The organism is uncultured Holdemanella sp., from assembly GCF_934772795.1.
Lineage (GTDB): Bacteria > Bacillota_I > Bacilli_A > Erysipelotrichales > Erysipelotrichaceae > Holdemanella.
On sequence record NZ_CAKVMR010000047.1, the window covers coordinates 1 to 16,240 of the forward strand.

General features: G+C 35.3%; 16 protein-coding genes, 1 tRNA gene and 1 riboswitch. Of the genes, 11 read left to right on the forward strand and 6 right to left on the reverse strand.

The genetic code is table 11. The features are described 5' to 3' along the window. Both Q0F04_RS08635 and Q0F04_RS08640 read left to right on the forward strand, forming a co-directional pair. A partial coding sequence (locus Q0F04_RS08635; RefSeq protein ID WP_295752388.1) for a hypothetical protein occupies positions 1-1,107 on the forward strand: 1,107 nt, incomplete at its 5' end. 233 nt (positions 1,108-1,340) lie between these two features. Continuing rightward, positions 1,341-1,571, forward strand: a complete 231-nt coding sequence (locus Q0F04_RS08640) for a PTS system mannose/fructose/sorbose family transporter subunit IID (protein WP_366510383.1) — start codon at positions 1,341-1,343, stop codon at positions 1,569-1,571. Between the two features lie 14 nt (positions 1,572-1,585). On the opposite strand, the gene pfkB is transcribed toward Q0F04_RS08640, so the two are convergent. The 4 genes from pfkB to Q0F04_RS08660 all read right to left on the reverse strand — a co-directional run bounded on the left by pfkB (position 1,586) and on the right by Q0F04_RS08660 (position 4,685). Then, entirely contained in the window at positions 1,586-2,497 is a 912-nt protein-coding gene (gene pfkB, locus Q0F04_RS08645) for a 1-phosphofructokinase (RefSeq protein ID WP_295752391.1), read from the reverse strand. A 4-nt stretch (positions 2,498-2,501) separates the two neighbouring features. Then, positions 2,502-3,038 (reverse strand): TIGR00730 family Rossman fold protein, encoded by a 537-nt coding sequence (locus Q0F04_RS08650; protein ID WP_295752394.1) that lies wholly within the window; start codon positions 3,036-3,038, stop codon positions 2,502-2,504. Between the two features lie 65 nt (positions 3,039-3,103). Next, positions 3,104-4,468: a sodium-dependent transporter gene (locus Q0F04_RS08655; protein ID WP_295752396.1), complete on the reverse strand. Its 1,365-nt coding sequence runs from the start codon at positions 4,466-4,468 to the stop codon at positions 3,104-3,106. A 141-nt stretch (positions 4,469-4,609) separates the two neighbouring features. Beyond that, positions 4,610-4,685, reverse strand: a tRNA-Glu gene (locus Q0F04_RS08660). A 148-nt stretch (positions 4,686-4,833) separates the two neighbouring features. Between Q0F04_RS08660 and Q0F04_RS08665 the strand changes: the two genes are divergently transcribed. Together Q0F04_RS08665 and Q0F04_RS08670 are read left to right on the forward strand one after the other, a co-directional pair. Then, positions 4,834-5,658: a DegV family protein gene (locus Q0F04_RS08665; protein WP_295752398.1), complete on the forward strand. Its 825-nt coding sequence runs from the start codon at positions 4,834-4,836 to the stop codon at positions 5,656-5,658. A 69-nt stretch (positions 5,659-5,727) separates the two neighbouring features. Continuing rightward, the gene (locus tag Q0F04_RS08670; protein WP_295752400.1) at positions 5,728-6,642 is read left to right on the forward strand and encodes a sugar phosphate nucleotidyltransferase; all 915 of its coding nucleotides are present in this window, start codon (positions 5,728-5,730) and stop codon (positions 6,640-6,642) included. 167 nt (positions 6,643-6,809) lie between these two features. Here Q0F04_RS08670 and Q0F04_RS08675 read toward each other — a convergent pair whose 3' ends face one another. Beyond that, positions 6,810-8,504, reverse strand: a complete 1,695-nt coding sequence (locus tag Q0F04_RS08675; protein ID WP_295752402.1) for an IS1634 family transposase — start codon at positions 8,502-8,504, stop codon at positions 6,810-6,812. 178 nt (positions 8,505-8,682) lie between these two features. Between Q0F04_RS08675 and Q0F04_RS08680 the strand changes: the two genes are divergently transcribed. The 6 genes from Q0F04_RS08680 to Q0F04_RS08705 all read left to right on the forward strand — a co-directional run bounded on the left by Q0F04_RS08680 (position 8,683) and on the right by Q0F04_RS08705 (position 14,960). After that, positions 8,683-9,381: a nucleotidyltransferase gene (locus Q0F04_RS08680; protein ID WP_295752405.1), complete on the forward strand. Its 699-nt coding sequence runs from the start codon at positions 8,683-8,685 to the stop codon at positions 9,379-9,381. Positions 9,382-9,414: 33 nt separating this feature from the next. After that, positions 9,415-9,516, forward strand: a riboswitch (purine riboswitch). A gap of 57 nt (positions 9,517-9,573) precedes the next feature. Next, positions 9,574-10,881, forward strand: a complete 1,308-nt coding sequence (locus tag Q0F04_RS08685) for a nucleobase:cation symporter-2 family protein (RefSeq protein WP_288519688.1) — start codon at positions 9,574-9,576, stop codon at positions 10,879-10,881. A gap of 77 nt (positions 10,882-10,958) precedes the next feature. Then, entirely contained in the window at positions 10,959-11,708 is a 750-nt protein-coding gene (locus Q0F04_RS08690; protein WP_295752413.1) for an FAD binding domain-containing protein, read from the forward strand. After that, positions 11,698-12,159 carry a 2Fe-2S iron-sulfur cluster-binding protein gene (locus tag Q0F04_RS08695; protein ID WP_295752415.1) on the forward strand — a complete coding sequence of 154 codons (462 nt, stop codon included), beginning with the start codon at positions 11,698-11,700 and terminating at the stop codon, positions 12,157-12,159. The genes Q0F04_RS08690 and Q0F04_RS08695 overlap by 11 nt, the downstream gene beginning before the upstream one ends. After that, on the forward strand, positions 12,152-14,428 hold the full coding sequence (locus tag Q0F04_RS08700; protein ID WP_295752417.1) for a molybdopterin cofactor-binding domain-containing protein: 2,277 nt from the start codon (positions 12,152-12,154) through the stop codon (positions 14,426-14,428). Before Q0F04_RS08695 ends, Q0F04_RS08700 begins: the two co-directional genes overlap by 8 nt. After that, entirely contained in the window at positions 14,421-14,960 is a 540-nt protein-coding gene (locus Q0F04_RS08705) for a nucleotidyltransferase family protein (protein WP_295752419.1), read from the forward strand. Before Q0F04_RS08700 ends, Q0F04_RS08705 begins: the two co-directional genes overlap by 8 nt. Here the strand turns inward: Q0F04_RS08705 and Q0F04_RS08710 are convergent. Next, entirely contained in the window at positions 14,957-15,769 is an 813-nt protein-coding gene (locus Q0F04_RS08710; RefSeq protein ID WP_295752421.1) for a choline kinase family protein, read from the reverse strand. The two genes, Q0F04_RS08705 and Q0F04_RS08710, sit on opposite strands and share 4 nt — an antisense overlap. Before the next feature lie 172 nt (positions 15,770-15,941). Here Q0F04_RS08710 and Q0F04_RS08715 point away from each other — a divergent pair, with 172 nt between their 5' ends. Further along, on the forward strand, positions 15,942-16,169 hold the full coding sequence (locus Q0F04_RS08715; RefSeq protein WP_295752424.1) for a MerR family transcriptional regulator: 228 nt from the start codon (positions 15,942-15,944) through the stop codon (positions 16,167-16,169). Positions 16,170-16,240 lie beyond the last annotated feature (71 nt).

Sequence of the window (16,240 nt, forward strand, 5' to 3'; positions counted from 1 at the left end):
CGAAGATATAATAGTTTCGATTGTATCAAACAAAAATGTGCTGCAACAGGAGTGAGACTTTCAAGATGGGATACCATCTGTTTTATGAAACATTATTACAAAGTTCGTGTTCCAAAGAATGAATATATTCAGAACATTATTTCATCTGTTGATTTGAAAGAAGATGTTGTTTATTCATTTTTAAAGAGGATAGAATTCAACAGTGGATTCAAATATTATGTAGTGATCACACTTCGAGGTGATGCACCAAAACGAATTAAACTGTCAAAAGATGGCGGACATCGTACAGGTGTAGACTTTGGAACATCAACGATTGCGACAGTCTCAAACAACGAAGTCCATCTGGAAGAATTGGCTCCAGATTCTGTAAATTATGAAAAAGTGATTCGTCATAAGCAGAATCTGATAGATGCATCTATGCGAAAACATAATCCAGAAAACTATAATAAAAATGGTACAGTCAAAAAGGGAAAACATAAATGGAAAACCACAAAACGATGTAGACGTTTAAAACGCCAAGTTCGAGTTCTCTATCGAAAACAATCTGCTTACATTAAGACTTCACATCATACCTTTATCAATAGAGTCGTTCAAAATACAAGCGAATTCATCCTTGAGCCAATGAACTTTAAAGCTCTGCAAAAGAAATCAAAGAAGACAGAGCGTAAAGATGAGGCAACGACAATTAAACAAAAAGACGGTTCTTTGAAAATGGTGCACAAATACAAACGTAAGAAACGTTATGGACACTCCATCAAGAACCGTTCTCCAGGTCTTATGCAGGCAGACCTGAAATCAAAAGCTACGCAGTATGGAATTCCATACTACGAAATAGATATTCATCAATACCGTGCTTCACAACTTCACCATGATACAGGTGAATACATCAAACCTACTTTAAGCGAAAGATTTAAAACGATTGAAGGATGTAAAGTACAAAGAGATTTATATTCTGCCTTTCTAATATGTCATACTGACGATACATTGACTGCACCAGATTTTATAGCCTGTCATTTTAATTTTCCACATTTTGTCGAAATGCAGGACACATTGATTCTAAATAAGAAAAAATGTGGACACACAATGAAATCATGCTTTGGATTCTAGCATAAAGGATCTCTCATCCAATCAGGTCTCAGGCGTAAGCCCTGCTGGATGTAGTATGAGTATACAAAGTACAGTCCATATGGATTGGAAATGCTCAAAAAACAAGAGTTATGTAAAGACTATATGCAAGGTCTAGAACCATGCTGAAAGCTTTGCGATGCTCCATTTCTCGCAATGAGAGAAAGAGAATCTCGTCATTTTAATGATGAGAGTACGTCAAAGTAATCGGAGCCTTGATTGCTTCTTATGTATCAATTAACTTATTGCCAGTCATCGAAGTTGATGGTGGAATCAAAGTAGCAGTTCAAACAGAATTCTTTGATAAGATCTTCCCTAACTTCTTGCCAATGTGTGTAACATTATTGTGCTTCTGGTTGTTGAAGAAAAAACAAGTCAGTCCAATCGTATTGATTGTCGCAATCATCGTATTGTCAATTGTAGCGTCAGCTGTTGGATTACTATAATGAAGAAAAAACTCTTAGTTTTCGCTAAGAGTTTTCTTTACGCTTTCTACATCTTCTTTTGTCGCAAGACCAACTTGGAAGGCACTTGCACTACCACAACATAAGCCGTTTATGAATGCTTTTTCGTAATCGTTTGTTTCTAAATATCCAGCCAAAAAGCCTGCAACCATAGAATCACCGGCACCAACTGAATTCACTACAGTTCCTTTTGGCGCTTTACTTTGAATGACTTCATTATTATCACTTACTAGCACTGCACCTTGTCCGGCCATAGAAATCAATACGTTTTGTGCACCCATTTCCTGTAGCTTCTTTGCGTAAGGAACGACTTCATCTCGAGTGTTTAATTCGACATTAAAGATTTCACTTAATTCATGATTGTTTGGTTTAATTAAGAATGGTTTATATTTTAATACTTTTAATAATAGGTTGTTTGTCGCATCGACAACAACTTTTATTTTCTTTTTGTGAACACGTTCCATGATTTGTTCATACATTGTATCGGGTAGTGTACTTGGAATGCTTCCTGATATAACTAAGATATCTTTTTCTGTGAGTTGATCTAATTGATTGAATAATTCTTGAATGTCTTCTGGCTGAATGTCAGGTCCAATACCATTGATTTCTGTTTCTTCATCGGATTTCATTTTTACATTGATTCTAGATAATCCTTTTTTTACATGAATGAAATCTGTTTTAGCTCCATAACTTTCTAATTTATGTTCGATTTCAACTCCAGTAAAACCAGCCATAAAACCTAAAGCTGTACTTTCATGTCCAAGATTGGATAGGACAATCGAAACATTGATGCCTTTTCCTCCGGGAAGGATTTCTTCAAATTTTGTTTTATTAATGATACCAGGCTTAAAATGATCGACTTGAATAACATAGTCTAAAGAGGGGTTAAAAGTAATTGTATAAATCATAAGGTTATCCTTCTATCAATACTTCATTTATTTCATCGATTGAATCTAAGAAATAAATGTTTTGTTGCTGCTTCGGTGTGGATAATTCACAATCAATCATGTGTTGTAAGAATGCCTTTAAATGATCATAATAGCCATTCACATTATAAAAGATGCATGGACACTCAAGCTGGAATAATGAGATTTTTGATAAGATCTCACTGATTTCTTCTAATGTTCCCGTTGCACCAGGAAAGGCAATGAAGGCATCGCCAAGTTCAATCATGCGTGTTCTTCGATCAGTAATATCTTTTTCAATGTATAACTTGGTAAGATTATTCATGTGTACACCTTCATCCACAAACATTTGTGCTTCTACACCGATTACTTTTCCACCTGCATTTAATGCACTGTTGGCAAGTTCTCCCATTAATCCAGTTTTAGATCCTCCAAATACTAGAGTGTGTCCGTTTTTGGCAATCCATGTACCTAATTCTATTATTTTTGTTTTAAAGTCTGGATCGTTTCCGTAGGTTGATCCTAAATATACTGTAATGTTCATAAGCTACCTCCTACAATTAGTTTACATTAAAATTGTGCACAAAAAAAGCTTAGCGGCAGCTAAGCTTACATGGCTATGAATCCAAATGCGTTCGCAATCGAGCTTAATAAAATAATGAATGCGAAGATTGGACATAAGTATTGAATCATGAAATTGAATATTTTCTTACGCTTGAACGGATTTCCATCTTGCGTGATTTCTTTTTCAATCTTTTCTAATCCAACAACTCTAGAAACGAAGATACAAATCGCAATGGCAGCAATTGGCATCATGACAGAGTTTGTCAAGAAATCAAAGAAATCTAAAAATTGCATGCCGATGATTGTTACGTTAGATAATGGGCCATATCCTAAACATGAAAGTGTTCCTAGTCCAATCATAATAATACTTAAGATGATTGTAGATTTTTTTCTAGACCAATGTAGTTCATCTTGGAATGTAGATACAGCACTTTCTGTTAGTGCAATAGAGCTAGTGATAGCTGCGAATAGCACTAGTAAGAAGAAGATAATGCCGATGCCTGTACCAAATCCCATGCTTGCGAATACTTTAGGAATCGTAATGAACATCAAGGATGGTCCAGCTTTTAACGTTTCCATATCTCCACCTGAAAAAGAGAATACAGCAGGAATAATCATAAGTCCTGCCATGATCGCAATGGCTGTATCGAAAATTTCTACGTTTTCTGTTGAGCCTTCAATAGAAACATCTTTTTTCATATAAGAACCAAATGTGATCAAGATACCCATCGCAATGGATAGAGAATAGAACATTTGTCCCATAGCACTCACTACGGTCATCCATGAAAAGTTATCGAAGTTAGGAATCAAGAAATATTTAACACCTTCAAATGCGCCAGGTCGACTGATTGAATATCCTGCAATGATTATAGATAATACGACAAGTACTGGCATCATAAATTTGGATACTCTTTCAATTCCGTTTTGAACCCCGGCATAAATAATGGCAAGAGTAAAGAAGGTGAAAAGTATAAAACATATTTCTGTAGAAACTCCGTTTGAGATGAAGCTTGAAAAATATGTATCTGTGGCAAGTAATTTTGCATCACCTTTTAAATACTCAAATAAATACTTGATGACCCATCCTCCAATGACAGAGTAATACGGTACGATCAAGATGGGGATAATGGCATTGATCCATCCAGAAAATGACGCAAACTTTGTCTTTGCGAAAGTATGGAAAGCTCCAACAGGACTTTTCTTTGTCATTCTACCTAATGTTGTTTCAGCTATGATCATCGTATAACCAAAAGTTAAGGCAAGAATAATGTAAATAAGTAGGAAGATTCCTCCTCCGTATTTTGCAGCTAAATAAGGAAATCGCCATATATTACCAAGGCCAACACTGGCTCCGGCGGCAGACAAGACAAACCCTAATTTGCCAGAAAACGTACTACGTTTATTGTGCATAATAAAACCACCCTTCCTCAATGATTTAGATTATATCATCTGTGAAAGGGTTTACGCAAATTAATGAAAAAATAAGTATTAAGTTTTCTGAAAAAGTATTAGAAATAAAAAAAGAAGTCCTTTCGGACTTTATTTGAAAAATGGTGACGCGTACGGGATTCGAACCCGTGAATGCATGCGTGAAAGGCATGTGAGTTAACCGTTTCTCCAACGCGCCATGTATATGAAACTCGTCTTTCTTGACAAGTGCTCACTTATATTACTACATGATTTTAATTAATGCAAGTATTTTTTTAAAATATTTGACAGAAAGTTTTTATAGTATATAATGTGAACAGTTAACTGTGTTAACCAAGGAGAAAATTATGATTCGATTATTAGTAGATTCAGCGAGTGATTATACGCAAGAAGAGATTAAAAATAAAAATTTATATTTTGTGCCACTACAAATTCAAATTGAGGGCAAGAACTATTTAGATGGGGTTGATATCGATACAGAAACATTTTATACGAAGATGGTGAATTCGAAAGAATTCTTTAAAACGTCACAACCTTCGCCACAAGAATTTTTGGATATTTTTGAAAAAGTTAAAGAAAAACAAGAGACATTGATTTGTTTATCGTTATCTAGTAAATTGAGTGGAACCTATCAAAGTGCTTGTTTGGCAAAAGATATGGTGGATTACGAGAACATATATATTGTAGACACATTAACTGCAGCTGCTGGAATTCGCTTGTTATGTGAAGTAGCGATGAACTGGATTGGTGAAAATAGAAGTGTTGAGAGTATTGTTTCAGGTTTAGAAGAATTAAAAGAGAGAGTTCATATTTATGCAGGTTTGGATACATTGGAATATTTGGCTAAGGGTGGAAGAATTTCTAAGACGGCAGCAGCTATTGGGACTTTGGCAAGTATTAAACCTATTATTTGTACAGATCATGGAGAAGTTGCGGTGGCAGGTAAAACGCGTGGTGTAAATAAGGCTACAAGTATTGTTTGCGAAAAGATGCAGGCAGATATTGTTGATACACTGTATCCTGTTTATACGTTGTATTCATATGGTTTAGAGAATGTTGAAAAGTTAGAATCAAAACTTGATTGTGATGTGGAACGAGTTCGTATTGGTTCAACAATTGGTGTGCATATTGGGCCAAACGCTTTTGGAGTATGTTTTGTAGGTAAACTATAGTTAACTTGTGAAAGTGTATTCATTTTAGTATAATGGATATACTGATTTACAAGGAGAGTTTTTGATAATATGAAAACAACATTAATTATTATGGCTGCTGGAATTGGTTCTCGTTTTGGCGGTGGAATCAAGCAGTTGGCTAAAATGGGTCCAAATGGCGAAATCATTATGGATTATTCGATTTATGATGCCAAAGAGGCTGGCTTTGATAAAGTCGTGTTCATTATTCGTAAGGATATTGAAGAGGAATTTAAAGAAGTTATTGGAAATCGTATCCAAAATCATATGGATGTAGAATATGTATTCCAGGATATCAATGATTTACCAGCAGGATTTACTTGTCCTGAAGGACGTACTAAGCCTTGGGGAACGGGTCAGGCTGTGCTTTGTGCGAAGAGTGTTGTAGATACACCTTATGTGATCATTAATGCGGATGATTATTATGGAAAAGAAGCATTTGTGAAATTACATGATTTCTTAATAGAACATGCAAAAATGGGAAAAGAATTTGACATGGGTATGGCTGGATTCATTTTAAAGAACACTTTAAGTGAAAATGGAACTGTAACTCGTGGTGTATGTAAAGTGGATGATAATAATTTATTAAAAGAAGTTTATGAAACAACTGGAATCAAAGCTGAAGGGGATAAGATCATATGTGATAATCCTGAAGTAGAGGCTTGGGCAAAACCCGAAAGCAATGTTTCTATGAATATGTGGGCTGGATATCCAGATTTCTTAGACTATCTTGAAAAGGATTTCAGCACTTTCTTAGCTAACATTTCAGATAATCCATTGAAGAAGGAATACTTGCTTCCAAATATTGTGGCTGAATTATTGAAAGAAAATCGTATCAATGTGAAGGTGCTTGAAACACATGATAAATGGTTTGGTGTTACATATGCTGAAGATAAGGAATATGTGCAAAATGCATTCAAACAGTTGATTGAAGATGGTGTATATCCTGAAAAATTATGGAAATAGGACAAATTTGTCCTATTTTTTTTGCTTATTTAATGATATAATCCCTGACTTTAGAAGTTAAGCAGTAAAAAATGGTGCTAACTTTTTAAAATTGAATATTTAAAAGGTACCCTTAATGGAAATGCAACGAGGCTGTTGTGATATTCCAGAGGGTACCTTTATTCTTCTTATCGAGTATGCATTAATTTGATCTGTTTGTCTGTTAGATAATAGTTTGTGATTGGATGATGGAGTTTAACAGCTAATGCTGATACAAAATCAGAAGCTCTTGTCATATTGATATATCTGTTATTGTTGATGCTCACCACTTTGAAATTTCTATAAAAATTACATATTGTCGGTGTAGAAAATTCATTGTTCAATACCTTGAACTGAAGGATTCTTGTAAGCAGTACTGTGATGTAACAGATTAGGAAATGTCCTTTGATACTGTTTTCTTTCTGAAGATAAACTGGTCTTGCATCCAGGTCACTCTTCATGACTCTGAATGATTCTTCAATCCTCCACAAATTGTGATACGCTTCATAGATTGCTTCGGATTTCATTCTGCATTCAGAAGTGACGAGCATGTTGTATCCTGCACATTTTCTATCTTTTTCTATCGTTTCATAGTTGATGACTGTTTCGACTTTGTCTCCATTTACAGATGTAAAGTTGACATACTTTGCACATTCACCATATTCGTTCTTTTTAGCTGCGTATCCACTTAAAGAACGTGCTTTTTCTACCATCTTGTCGATTTCATAATTCTTCTTTTTTGCCAGTTTAGGATTGTATGTGACAACACGTTTTTCTTTTATTGTCTTCGATACTTTATGTCCGTCTTTATCTGTGTATTCGTATTTAAAATCGTCGATACAAGATTTGTACTTGTAAAGAAGATTTCCGTTCCTGTCTTTCACTTCTACAAATCCATCATCAAGCAGTGCCCATAGTTTTTCTTTATCTTTCAACTGCTTAACGGACTTAGAAAATATGTAACCGTCATTATTGTTTACAGCTTCTATAATGTTCTGAGCACAGTTAAGTCCTTTATCGGCAATCTGTATTGTTCTGCCTTCGATATTGTTTCTTTCTTTAAGGCTTGAAACAGTTTCTCTTAGAACAGGCTTTTCGGATTCATTTCCAGGAAACATGCGCATTCCGATTGGAATCATGTTCGCATCAAGTAATAGTCCCATACCTACGATAGGATCTTTTCTGTTTTCTTTGGAAGGTCCTTTTCGTTTGAAATCTGTTTCCTTGTCTATCTCGAAATAGAAGTTTGTACAGTCAAAATAGGTGTTTGAAGTGTCGATTCCATAGTTGTCTTCTGTGGCAACGGTAAAGATTTCAATGAATTTCTCATATTCACTTCCGATGAATTCAACAGCGGAAAGAATCTGGTCATACGAGCAGCTGGGTTTCTTATATAGGGATGGAAGAATCTCCGCAAAAGTTCTGGATTTAGACAAAGGCGCAACAGCACGTGCAAATACAAGGGAAGAAACTATATCGTACACATCAAACTGAAAATCTCTTGTGGACTGCATATATTTGAAATGTTCTTCAACATCTAAAGCGTTCAGTATATTAGCCAAAGGAAAATATCCAAGATATTTTTCAGGAGAGATATCGGAAATAAGTTTCTGGTTGATCTTATTGTTCTGCATCTCCTGTTTTCTTTTTTCATTCAGTTCATCAACCTCTTTTTTGAAGTAGGCAATAGGATCCTCGATGCCGCTCTCAATCAGTTTGTCGAGATTGCCAATCTTGCGGAAACTTCTTTGTTTGGTACCTTTAACATCGGGAGAATAAAAGCTCTCATAAATGGAAAGATAAGTTCGATTCTGCTGTTTAGAAACCTTAAGAAAATAAGCCATAAAAGCACCTCCGAAAGCAATGCACCACTACACCATTATTATACTATATAAAATAAAAAAAGTAAAAAAAATTCAAAATAAAAAAGAGCCCTAAAATAAAGGCTCTGAATAACATCGATAATTTTTAACTTCTAAACAAAAATGGTGCTAACTTCTAAAGACGGGTATCCAAAATCATATGGATGTAGAATATGTATTCCAGGATATCAATGATTTACCAGCAGGATTTACTTGTCCTGAAGGACGTACTAAGCCTTGGGGAACGGGTCAGGCTGTGCTTTGTGCGAAGAGTGTTGTAGATACACCTTATGTGATCATTAATGCGGATGATTATTATGGAAAAGAAGCATTTGTGAAATTACATGATTTCTTAATAGAACATGCAAAAATGGGAAAAGAATTTGACATGGGTATGGCTGGATTCATTTTAAAGAACACTTTAAGTGAAAATGGAACTGTAACTCGTGGTGTATGTAAAGTGGATGATAATAATTTATTAAAAGAAGTTTATGAAACAACTGGAATCAAAGCTGAAGGGGATAAGATCATATGTGATAATCCTGAAGTAGAGGCTTGGGCAAAACCCGAAAGCAATGTTTCTATGAATATGTGGGCTGGATATCCAGATTTCTTAGACTATCTTGAAAAGGATTTCAGCACTTTCTTAGCTAACATTTCAGATAATCCATTGAAGAAGGAATACTTGCTTCCAAATATTGTGGCTGAATTATTGAAAGAAAATCGTATCAATGTGAAGGTGCTTGAAACACATGATAAATGGTTTGGTGTTACATATGCTGAAGATAAGGAATATGTGCAAAATGCATTCAAACAGTTGATTGAAGATGGTGTATATCCTGAAAAATTATGGAAATAGGACAAATTTGTCCTATTTTTTTTGCTTATTTAATGATATAATCCTAACGTGTTTCGTATATGTCGACTAATACGGTGTCGATGTTTCTACCCCTAAACCGTAAATTCAGGGACTATGAATCAACCTACTTTTTTATTGTGTCGCGTTGATTCTCGTTTTTGTACGAGACTTTTTTATTTTCGGAGGAAAAGAATGAGAAAAGAAGATGTGAAAAAAGGTTCTATATATGAACTTGATGGTGTTGTTCCTTTAAAAGAAGCCTTGCCTTTAGGAATTCAACACGTATTGGCGATGTTTCTTGGAAATATCAGTCCATTATTGATTATTGCAGGAATGCTTGGATTATCACCAGATTTAAAATCTGCGTTGATTCAAAATGCGATGTTTATTGCGGGAGCTGTTACTTTAGTTCAGTTGTATCCAGTATGGAAGATTGGTGCTAAACTTCCAATCGTTATGGGTACTAGTTCTGGATTTATTGGAACTGCCAAAGCTATGGGTGCTCTATATGGTTATGGTGCATTGATGGGAGCAAGTTTAATTGGTGGTTTATTTGAGATGGTTTTAGGTTTCTTCATCAAACCATTAAGAAAATTATTCCCACCTGTTGTTACTAGCTTAGTTATTATTTCAATTGGTTTATCATTACTTCCTGTTGGTATTAATTATTTTGGTGGTGGTAGTGGTGCTGCTGATTTTGGTGATCCAAAACATTTATTAGTAGGTACATTTGTTATTTTGGTAATTATTATCGCAAAACAAATCAAAGGTTTTGTGAATAATGCATCGATTTTGATTGGTATTATTGCTGGATATATCTTGGCTATTGTACTTGGAATGGTTGATTTTACTCAGGTTCAAACAGCTTCTTGGATTGCACTTCCTACATTTATGCCAGTAAAGATGGAATTTAATTTAGAGGCTATTATTGCGATGGGAATTATGTTTATTGCGACAACGGTTGAAACAGTTGGAGATGTTTCTGGTATCACAAATGGTGGTTTAGATCGTGAAGCGACTTCTGAAGAATTACAAGGTGGCGTATTGGCAGATGGTTTAGGTTCTGTCATCGCATCTTTATTTGGTGTTTTGCCAAATACTTCATTCTCTCAAAATGTTGGTTTGGTTTCCGTAACTAAAGTTGTTAACCGTTTTACAATTATGACAGGAGCTATCTTCTTGATTCTTTGCGGTTTCTGTCCAAAATTAAGTGCTTTATTTGCGGTTATGCCTCAATCTGTACTTGGTGGAGCTGCCGTTATTATGTTTGCGAGTATTTTGGTAAGTGGTATTCAATCATTGATGCGTGTTGAATTCAATGAAAGAAACACTTTGATTATTGCCTTGGCAATCGGTCTAGGAATTGGTATTGGACAAGTACCTACAGTTCTAGCACAATTACCAAGTTGGGTTGGAAATATTTTTGCACAAAACGGAATTATTATGACGTTTGTGATCGCAACCGTATTAAATTTAATTTTGCCTGGTAAAAAAGACTAACAAATCGGTGTTAAACATGGTGTTTAACACTTTCTTTTTGTGTTAAAATTTTAGTAAAGAAAGAGAGCGTATCCATTATGTTAAGAATAATGAATTATGCATCGCCAGAATCTTTAGATGAGGCGTATGCGCTACTAACGAAAAATAAGAAGAATATGATTTTGGGCGGTATGATCTGGTTGAAGATGGAAGATATTCAGATTCCAACCGCTATTGATTTGAGTAAATTAGGCTTGGATCAAATTGAAGAAGATGATACAGAATTTAAGATTGGTGCCATGGTGACTTTGCGTCAATTAGAAACGCATCAAGCTTTTAATGAGGCAACTTGTTATGTATTTAGAGATGCTGTAAAGGATATTGTCGGTGTACAATTAAGAAACTTGGCTACAGTTGGAGGAAGTGTATATTCACGTTTTAGTTTTAGTGATGTCATCTGTAGTTTGCTATGCTTAGAGTGTGATGTACAAACACATAAGCATGGGCGTATTTCACTTGAAGAATTTGTGAATCTTCCATATGAAAAGGATATTGTCGAATATATCTATGTGAAAAAGACAAACTTGCCTAGTGCTTTTGTTTCAGTAAGAAGGAGTGCTACGGATCTAAGTGTTTTAAATGCATCATGTACTAAATATGCAGATCACTATCGATTCTGTTTTGGTGCAAGACCAGCTATTGCGAAAGTTTATAATTGCGATTTAGATCATGTTGATTTAGATGTATATTGTGCAGACAATATGCGTGGTAGTAAGGAATATAGAGAAAAACTTGTTGAGGGATTAACACAGAAGTTATTGAGAAAGGTAGAGTCTTATGTTGGTTAAAATTAAAGTGAATGGAAAATTGATTCAGGATGATGTACAGCCACAAACTTTATTGTTAGACTGGCTAAGAGATCATGGGTGTTACAGTGTAAAAAGAGGCTGTGATACCGCAAACTGTGGATTGTGTACAGTATGGAAGGATGGAACACCTATTCTTTCTTGTAGTACATTAACGGTTCGATGTGATGGTCATGAAATTACAACGCTTGAAGGGCTACAAAAAGAAGCCAGTGAATTCGGCGTGTTTATGGCAAAACAAGGTGCAGAACAATGTGGTTTCTGTTCGCCAGGATTTATTATGAATGTTTTGGCGATGGAAAAAGAATTAGTGAATCCAAGTGATGATGAGATTCGTGCTTATTTAGCTGGAAATTTATGTCGTTGCTCTGGATATATGTCGCAGATGCGTGCTATTAAAGCGTATTTAAGTCGAGGTGAAAATCATGAATAATGTAGGAAAAGGTGTCATCAAAAAGGATGCAATGGCTTTAGTTACGGGTCAGCCTGTATATTGTGATGATTTAGCACCAAAGGATTGTTTGATTGTCAAACTTCTAAGAAGTCCACATGCATATGCGAAAATTAAAAGTATTGACACTTCGATTGCGAAAAGAATTCCTGGAATTGAAGCTGTATATACATATGAGGATGTTCCAACTTCTCGTTTTACTCTTGCAGGACAATCTTATCCTGAACCTAGTCCTTATGATCGTAGAATCTTAGAAAATGTAGTTCGTTATGTTGGAGACGAAGTGGCAATTGTTGCAGGTGCTAATGAGGATTGTGTGGATCGTGCTTTAAAAGCTATTAAAGTAGATTATGAAGTGTTGGAACCATTGTTAGATTTTGAAAAGTCGATTGATAATAAAATTGTTGTTCATGAAGAAGAGGATTATAAGTGTCTTTGTGAGATTGGTAATGATGTTAAGCGTAATATTGTCAGCAGCGGCGAAAGTGTTGTTGGTGATGTGGATGCGGTATTAAATGATTGCGAAGTAGTCTTAGAAAGAGATTATCACACAAAGGCCAATGCCCAGGCAATGATGGAAACGATGCGTTCATATTGTTACATTGATACATATGGTCGTTTGAATTGTGTAAGTTCTACACAGATTCCTTTCCATGTTCGTCGAATTTTAAGTAATGCTTTGGAAATCCCAAAATCAAAAATCAATGTCATTAAACCAAGAATTGGTGGTGGTTTTGGTGCTAAACAAACAGCTTGTTGTGAAATTTTTACGGCGTTTGTGACATGGAAACTTAAAAAGCCAAGTAAGATTGTGTATACGCGTGAAGAAACTTTTGCGGCTAGTAACTCAAGACATGAAATGAAGATGCATGTTCGTATTGGGGCTAAAAAAGATGGTACGATTGAAGCTATAGATTTATATACATTATCAAATCAAGGTGCTTATGGAGAACATGGTCCTACAACAATTGATTTGGTTGGACATAAATCTTTACCTTTATATAACCATGTTAAAGCGAGTCGCTTTACATATGATGTGGTTTATACAAATACAATGCGTGCAGGTGCCTATAGAGGATATGGGGCTACGCAAGGTCAGTTTGCGGTTGAATCTATCATCAATGAATTGGCGGATGAATTGAATATGGATCCTTGTGAAATTCGCTTTAAAAATATGACACGTGAAAATGAAGTGTTATCGCAATATCATAATGAAGAATTGAATGCGTGTGCATTGGATCGTTGTTTAGAAAAAGCTATGGAAATGATTGACTACAAGAATAAACCTTTAAGACGTGATATGGGTGATTTCGTTCGTGGTTTAGGTGTTTCTTTATCTATGCAAGGTAGTGGTATTTCGTGCCTTGATGTAGGTTCTGTTGAAATTAAACTGCAGGATGATGGTTTCTATACATTAAGTATTGGTGCTACAGATATGGGTACGGGTTGTGATACGATTCTTGCTCAAATGGTTGCGGAATGTATGGATTGTGATGTGGATCAAGTTGTCACAAGTGCATTAGATACTGACCATTCTCCTTATGATACGGGTTCTTATGCTTCAAGTACAACGTATGTAACGGGTATGGCCGTAGTAAAGGCTTGTGAAAAACTAAGAAATTCTATTTTAGAAGCGGCAGCTGGATTCTTCAATGTGGATAAAGCAGAGATTGAATTTGATGGTAAGAAAATCAATACATTAGATCATACCCATGAAATGAGTTTGGCTGATTTTGCGGATACATGTTTCAATGGTGGTATCGCAAAAGCATTGATTGCGAGTGACTCTCATATGTCGCCTACAAGTCCTCCTCCATTTATGGTTGGTATTGCGGAAGTGGATGTAGATAAATTGACGGGTGAAATCAAAGTTCATGATTATGTTTCTGTAGTTGATTGTGGAACTGTTATTAACCCTAACTTGGCTCGTGTACAAGCTGAAGGTGGTATTGTACAAGGTATTGGTATGGCTTTAAGCGAAGATATTACATACTCAGATGAGGGTAAGATGCGTAATCGTAACTTCTTGCAGTATAAGTTGCCAACAAGAGTAGATGTTCCTAGTGTTCGTGTTGAATTTGAAAGCAGTTATGAAGATAATGGTCCATTTGGTGCTAAATCCATTGGGGAAGTTGTTATTAATACGCCAACAAGTGCAATTGCTAGTGCAGTAAAACATGCGACTGGAGTGCAGGTTCGTACTTTACCTATTACGGCTGAAAAAGTGTTATTAGGAAAAGAAGATGAATAACATTTCTTTAATTATCTTAGCGTCTGGTTTTTCCAGGCGCTTTGTTTCAAATAAGCTTCTGTATGAATTTCATGGTAAGAAGTTAATTGAATATGCTTTTGACAAGGCAACCTTTTTTTCGGATGTCATTGTAGTGACACAATATGAGCCGATAAAAGATATGGCTAAAGAACAAGGATATCGAGTCATAATGAATAATCATCCTGAATATGGGCAAGGTCATTCTATTGCGTTAGGTGTGGGTGCTTGTCAAAATGATGCGTGCATACTGATGGTTGCGGATATGCCATATTTAAAATTGGATACGTTAAAGGAAATGGTTTCAATTCAAGATGGTGAACATATTGTGATTTGTGAGCATGATGGTATTTTATGTAATCCTATGTTGCTTCCTAATTGTTATTATGAAAAGGCTAAACAGTTGTGTAATGATAGAGGAGCAAAACAAATCATTGGTGATGATACATATTTAACGGTTTCTTTATCAGAAGAAGAATTTATGGATATAGATGAAAAAACAGAGGCTATTTAGCCTCTGTAATGTTTTTCTTTGTCTTTTGCGATGTTAAGATAGATTTGTTCGCCTCTTTGTTCATAAAGCATATTTGCCCAATATCCCCAAAGAATGTCTTCCATTCTTTCAAATGCTTGTACTTGTACATCGATCATAGGATCGATTTCTCCATCAAAATAGGTTTGATAGAATTGATCTCTTTGGTCGATATAGTGGATATTGTTTTCTGAAAAGAAGCTGGCAATATCAAAGCGATAATCGTTTTTAGCAGCATATTCATAGTCAATCAAATAGTCTTTTGTATCACTATAAAGAATATTTCCTTGTACAAAGTCGTTGTGACAGAGTGTATTTGGTTTATAATCTTTTTTTAATGCTTCTAAAAAGTTTTCTTCATTTGGGAAAGATACAATTGGTTCTTTAATTTGTGATTTGTAGAATTCAATCTTTCCAAAAGGGTTGAAAATAAACAAAGGGGCTTCTTTAGTATGTAACGATTTCATTAAGTTTGCACATCTTGCGAATTTGTCTTTGTCTTTGTATTCATCAAAAGTTTGTACGTTCTCAATATATTGAGTAACTTTGATACCTTCTTTTTCATCGAATAAAATAACGGGTACATCTAAGTCAGAAACAAGTGGCAAGATTTCTTTTTCATGTTCATGTTGTAAACCAAGTGATTCATGATTCTTCTTTGGTACGCGCACCATATATTTATTGTCGTTGATTGTTAATAAATAGTTGTGGTTGCTAATGCCTTTGTCTGTTTTTTTGAGTGTATATTCTGTTGTATTAAAATTTTCTTCTATCCATTTTTCTAAGTTCATGTGGATATATTAACATTATTATTCTTTAAACTCAATGCGGTCGTTGTGCCGCTTTTTTTTGTTCGCGAAATATACAAGGTCTGTTATGGCAAAAAAAGGATAGAAGAAATAACTTTTTTAGCTTGCGTTGTTCTAAGAACAAGGCTGTAGATTGGAAAAGGAGTAGTGTGCAATGAAGTATAAGGTGAAGTGGATCGAAGAACATCTGGGAATCACGAGAAATATGATTCGTAGATATGAAAAGAAGGGAGTGATTTCAAAGAATAAAGAAGGAAAAGATCGAGAGTTTGACGAAGAGGGGCTAAGACAATTATGGAATATAAGAGCGTTGGTGAGTTTAGGGTTTAGTTTGGATGAAGTTAAGGAGATTATGAATGGTGCGCCAGTTCGGTGCAGTTGATTTAGTTAGGTGCAACTCCTAACCTGGTAACTCTTGGAGCAAAGAGGCCAGTATCTAGTCCTTGGGCATTG

Excerpts from the sequence above, each read along its gene's own strand:
- pfkB (WP_295752391.1), bottom strand. The coding sequence starts at position 2,497 with ATGATTTATACAATTACTTTTAACCCCTCTTTAGACTATGTTATTCAA.
- Q0F04_RS08650 (WP_295752394.1), bottom strand. The coding sequence starts at position 3,038 with ATGAACATTACAGTATATTTAGGATCAACCTACGGAAACGATCCAGAC.
- Q0F04_RS08655 (WP_295752396.1), bottom strand. The coding sequence starts at position 4,468 with ATGCACAATAAACGTAGTACGTTTTCTGGCAAATTAGGGTTTGTCTTG.
- Q0F04_RS08665 (WP_295752398.1), top strand. The coding sequence starts at position 4,834 with ATGATTCGATTATTAGTAGATTCAGCGAGTGATTATACGCAAGAAGAG.
- Q0F04_RS08670 (WP_295752400.1), top strand. The coding sequence starts at position 5,728 with ATGAAAACAACATTAATTATTATGGCTGCTGGAATTGGTTCTCGTTTT.
- Q0F04_RS08675 (WP_295752402.1), bottom strand. The coding sequence starts at position 8,504 with ATGGCTTATTTTCTTAAGGTTTCTAAACAGCAGAATCGAACTTATCTT.
- Q0F04_RS08680 (WP_295752405.1), top strand. The coding sequence starts at position 8,683 with ATGGATGTAGAATATGTATTCCAGGATATCAATGATTTACCAGCAGGA.
- Q0F04_RS08685 (WP_288519688.1), top strand. The coding sequence starts at position 9,574 with ATGAGAAAAGAAGATGTGAAAAAAGGTTCTATATATGAACTTGATGGT.
- Q0F04_RS08690 (WP_295752413.1), top strand. The coding sequence starts at position 10,959 with ATGTTAAGAATAATGAATTATGCATCGCCAGAATCTTTAGATGAGGCG.
- Q0F04_RS08695 (WP_295752415.1), top strand. The coding sequence starts at position 11,698 with ATGTTGGTTAAAATTAAAGTGAATGGAAAATTGATTCAGGATGATGTA.
- Q0F04_RS08700 (WP_295752417.1), top strand. The coding sequence starts at position 12,152 with ATGAATAATGTAGGAAAAGGTGTCATCAAAAAGGATGCAATGGCTTTA.
- Q0F04_RS08705 (WP_295752419.1), top strand. The coding sequence starts at position 14,421 with ATGAATAACATTTCTTTAATTATCTTAGCGTCTGGTTTTTCCAGGCGC.
- Q0F04_RS08710 (WP_295752421.1), bottom strand. The coding sequence starts at position 15,769 with ATGAACTTAGAAAAATGGATAGAAGAAAATTTTAATACAACAGAATAT.
- Q0F04_RS08715 (WP_295752424.1), top strand. The coding sequence starts at position 15,942 with ATGAAGTATAAGGTGAAGTGGATCGAAGAACATCTGGGAATCACGAGA.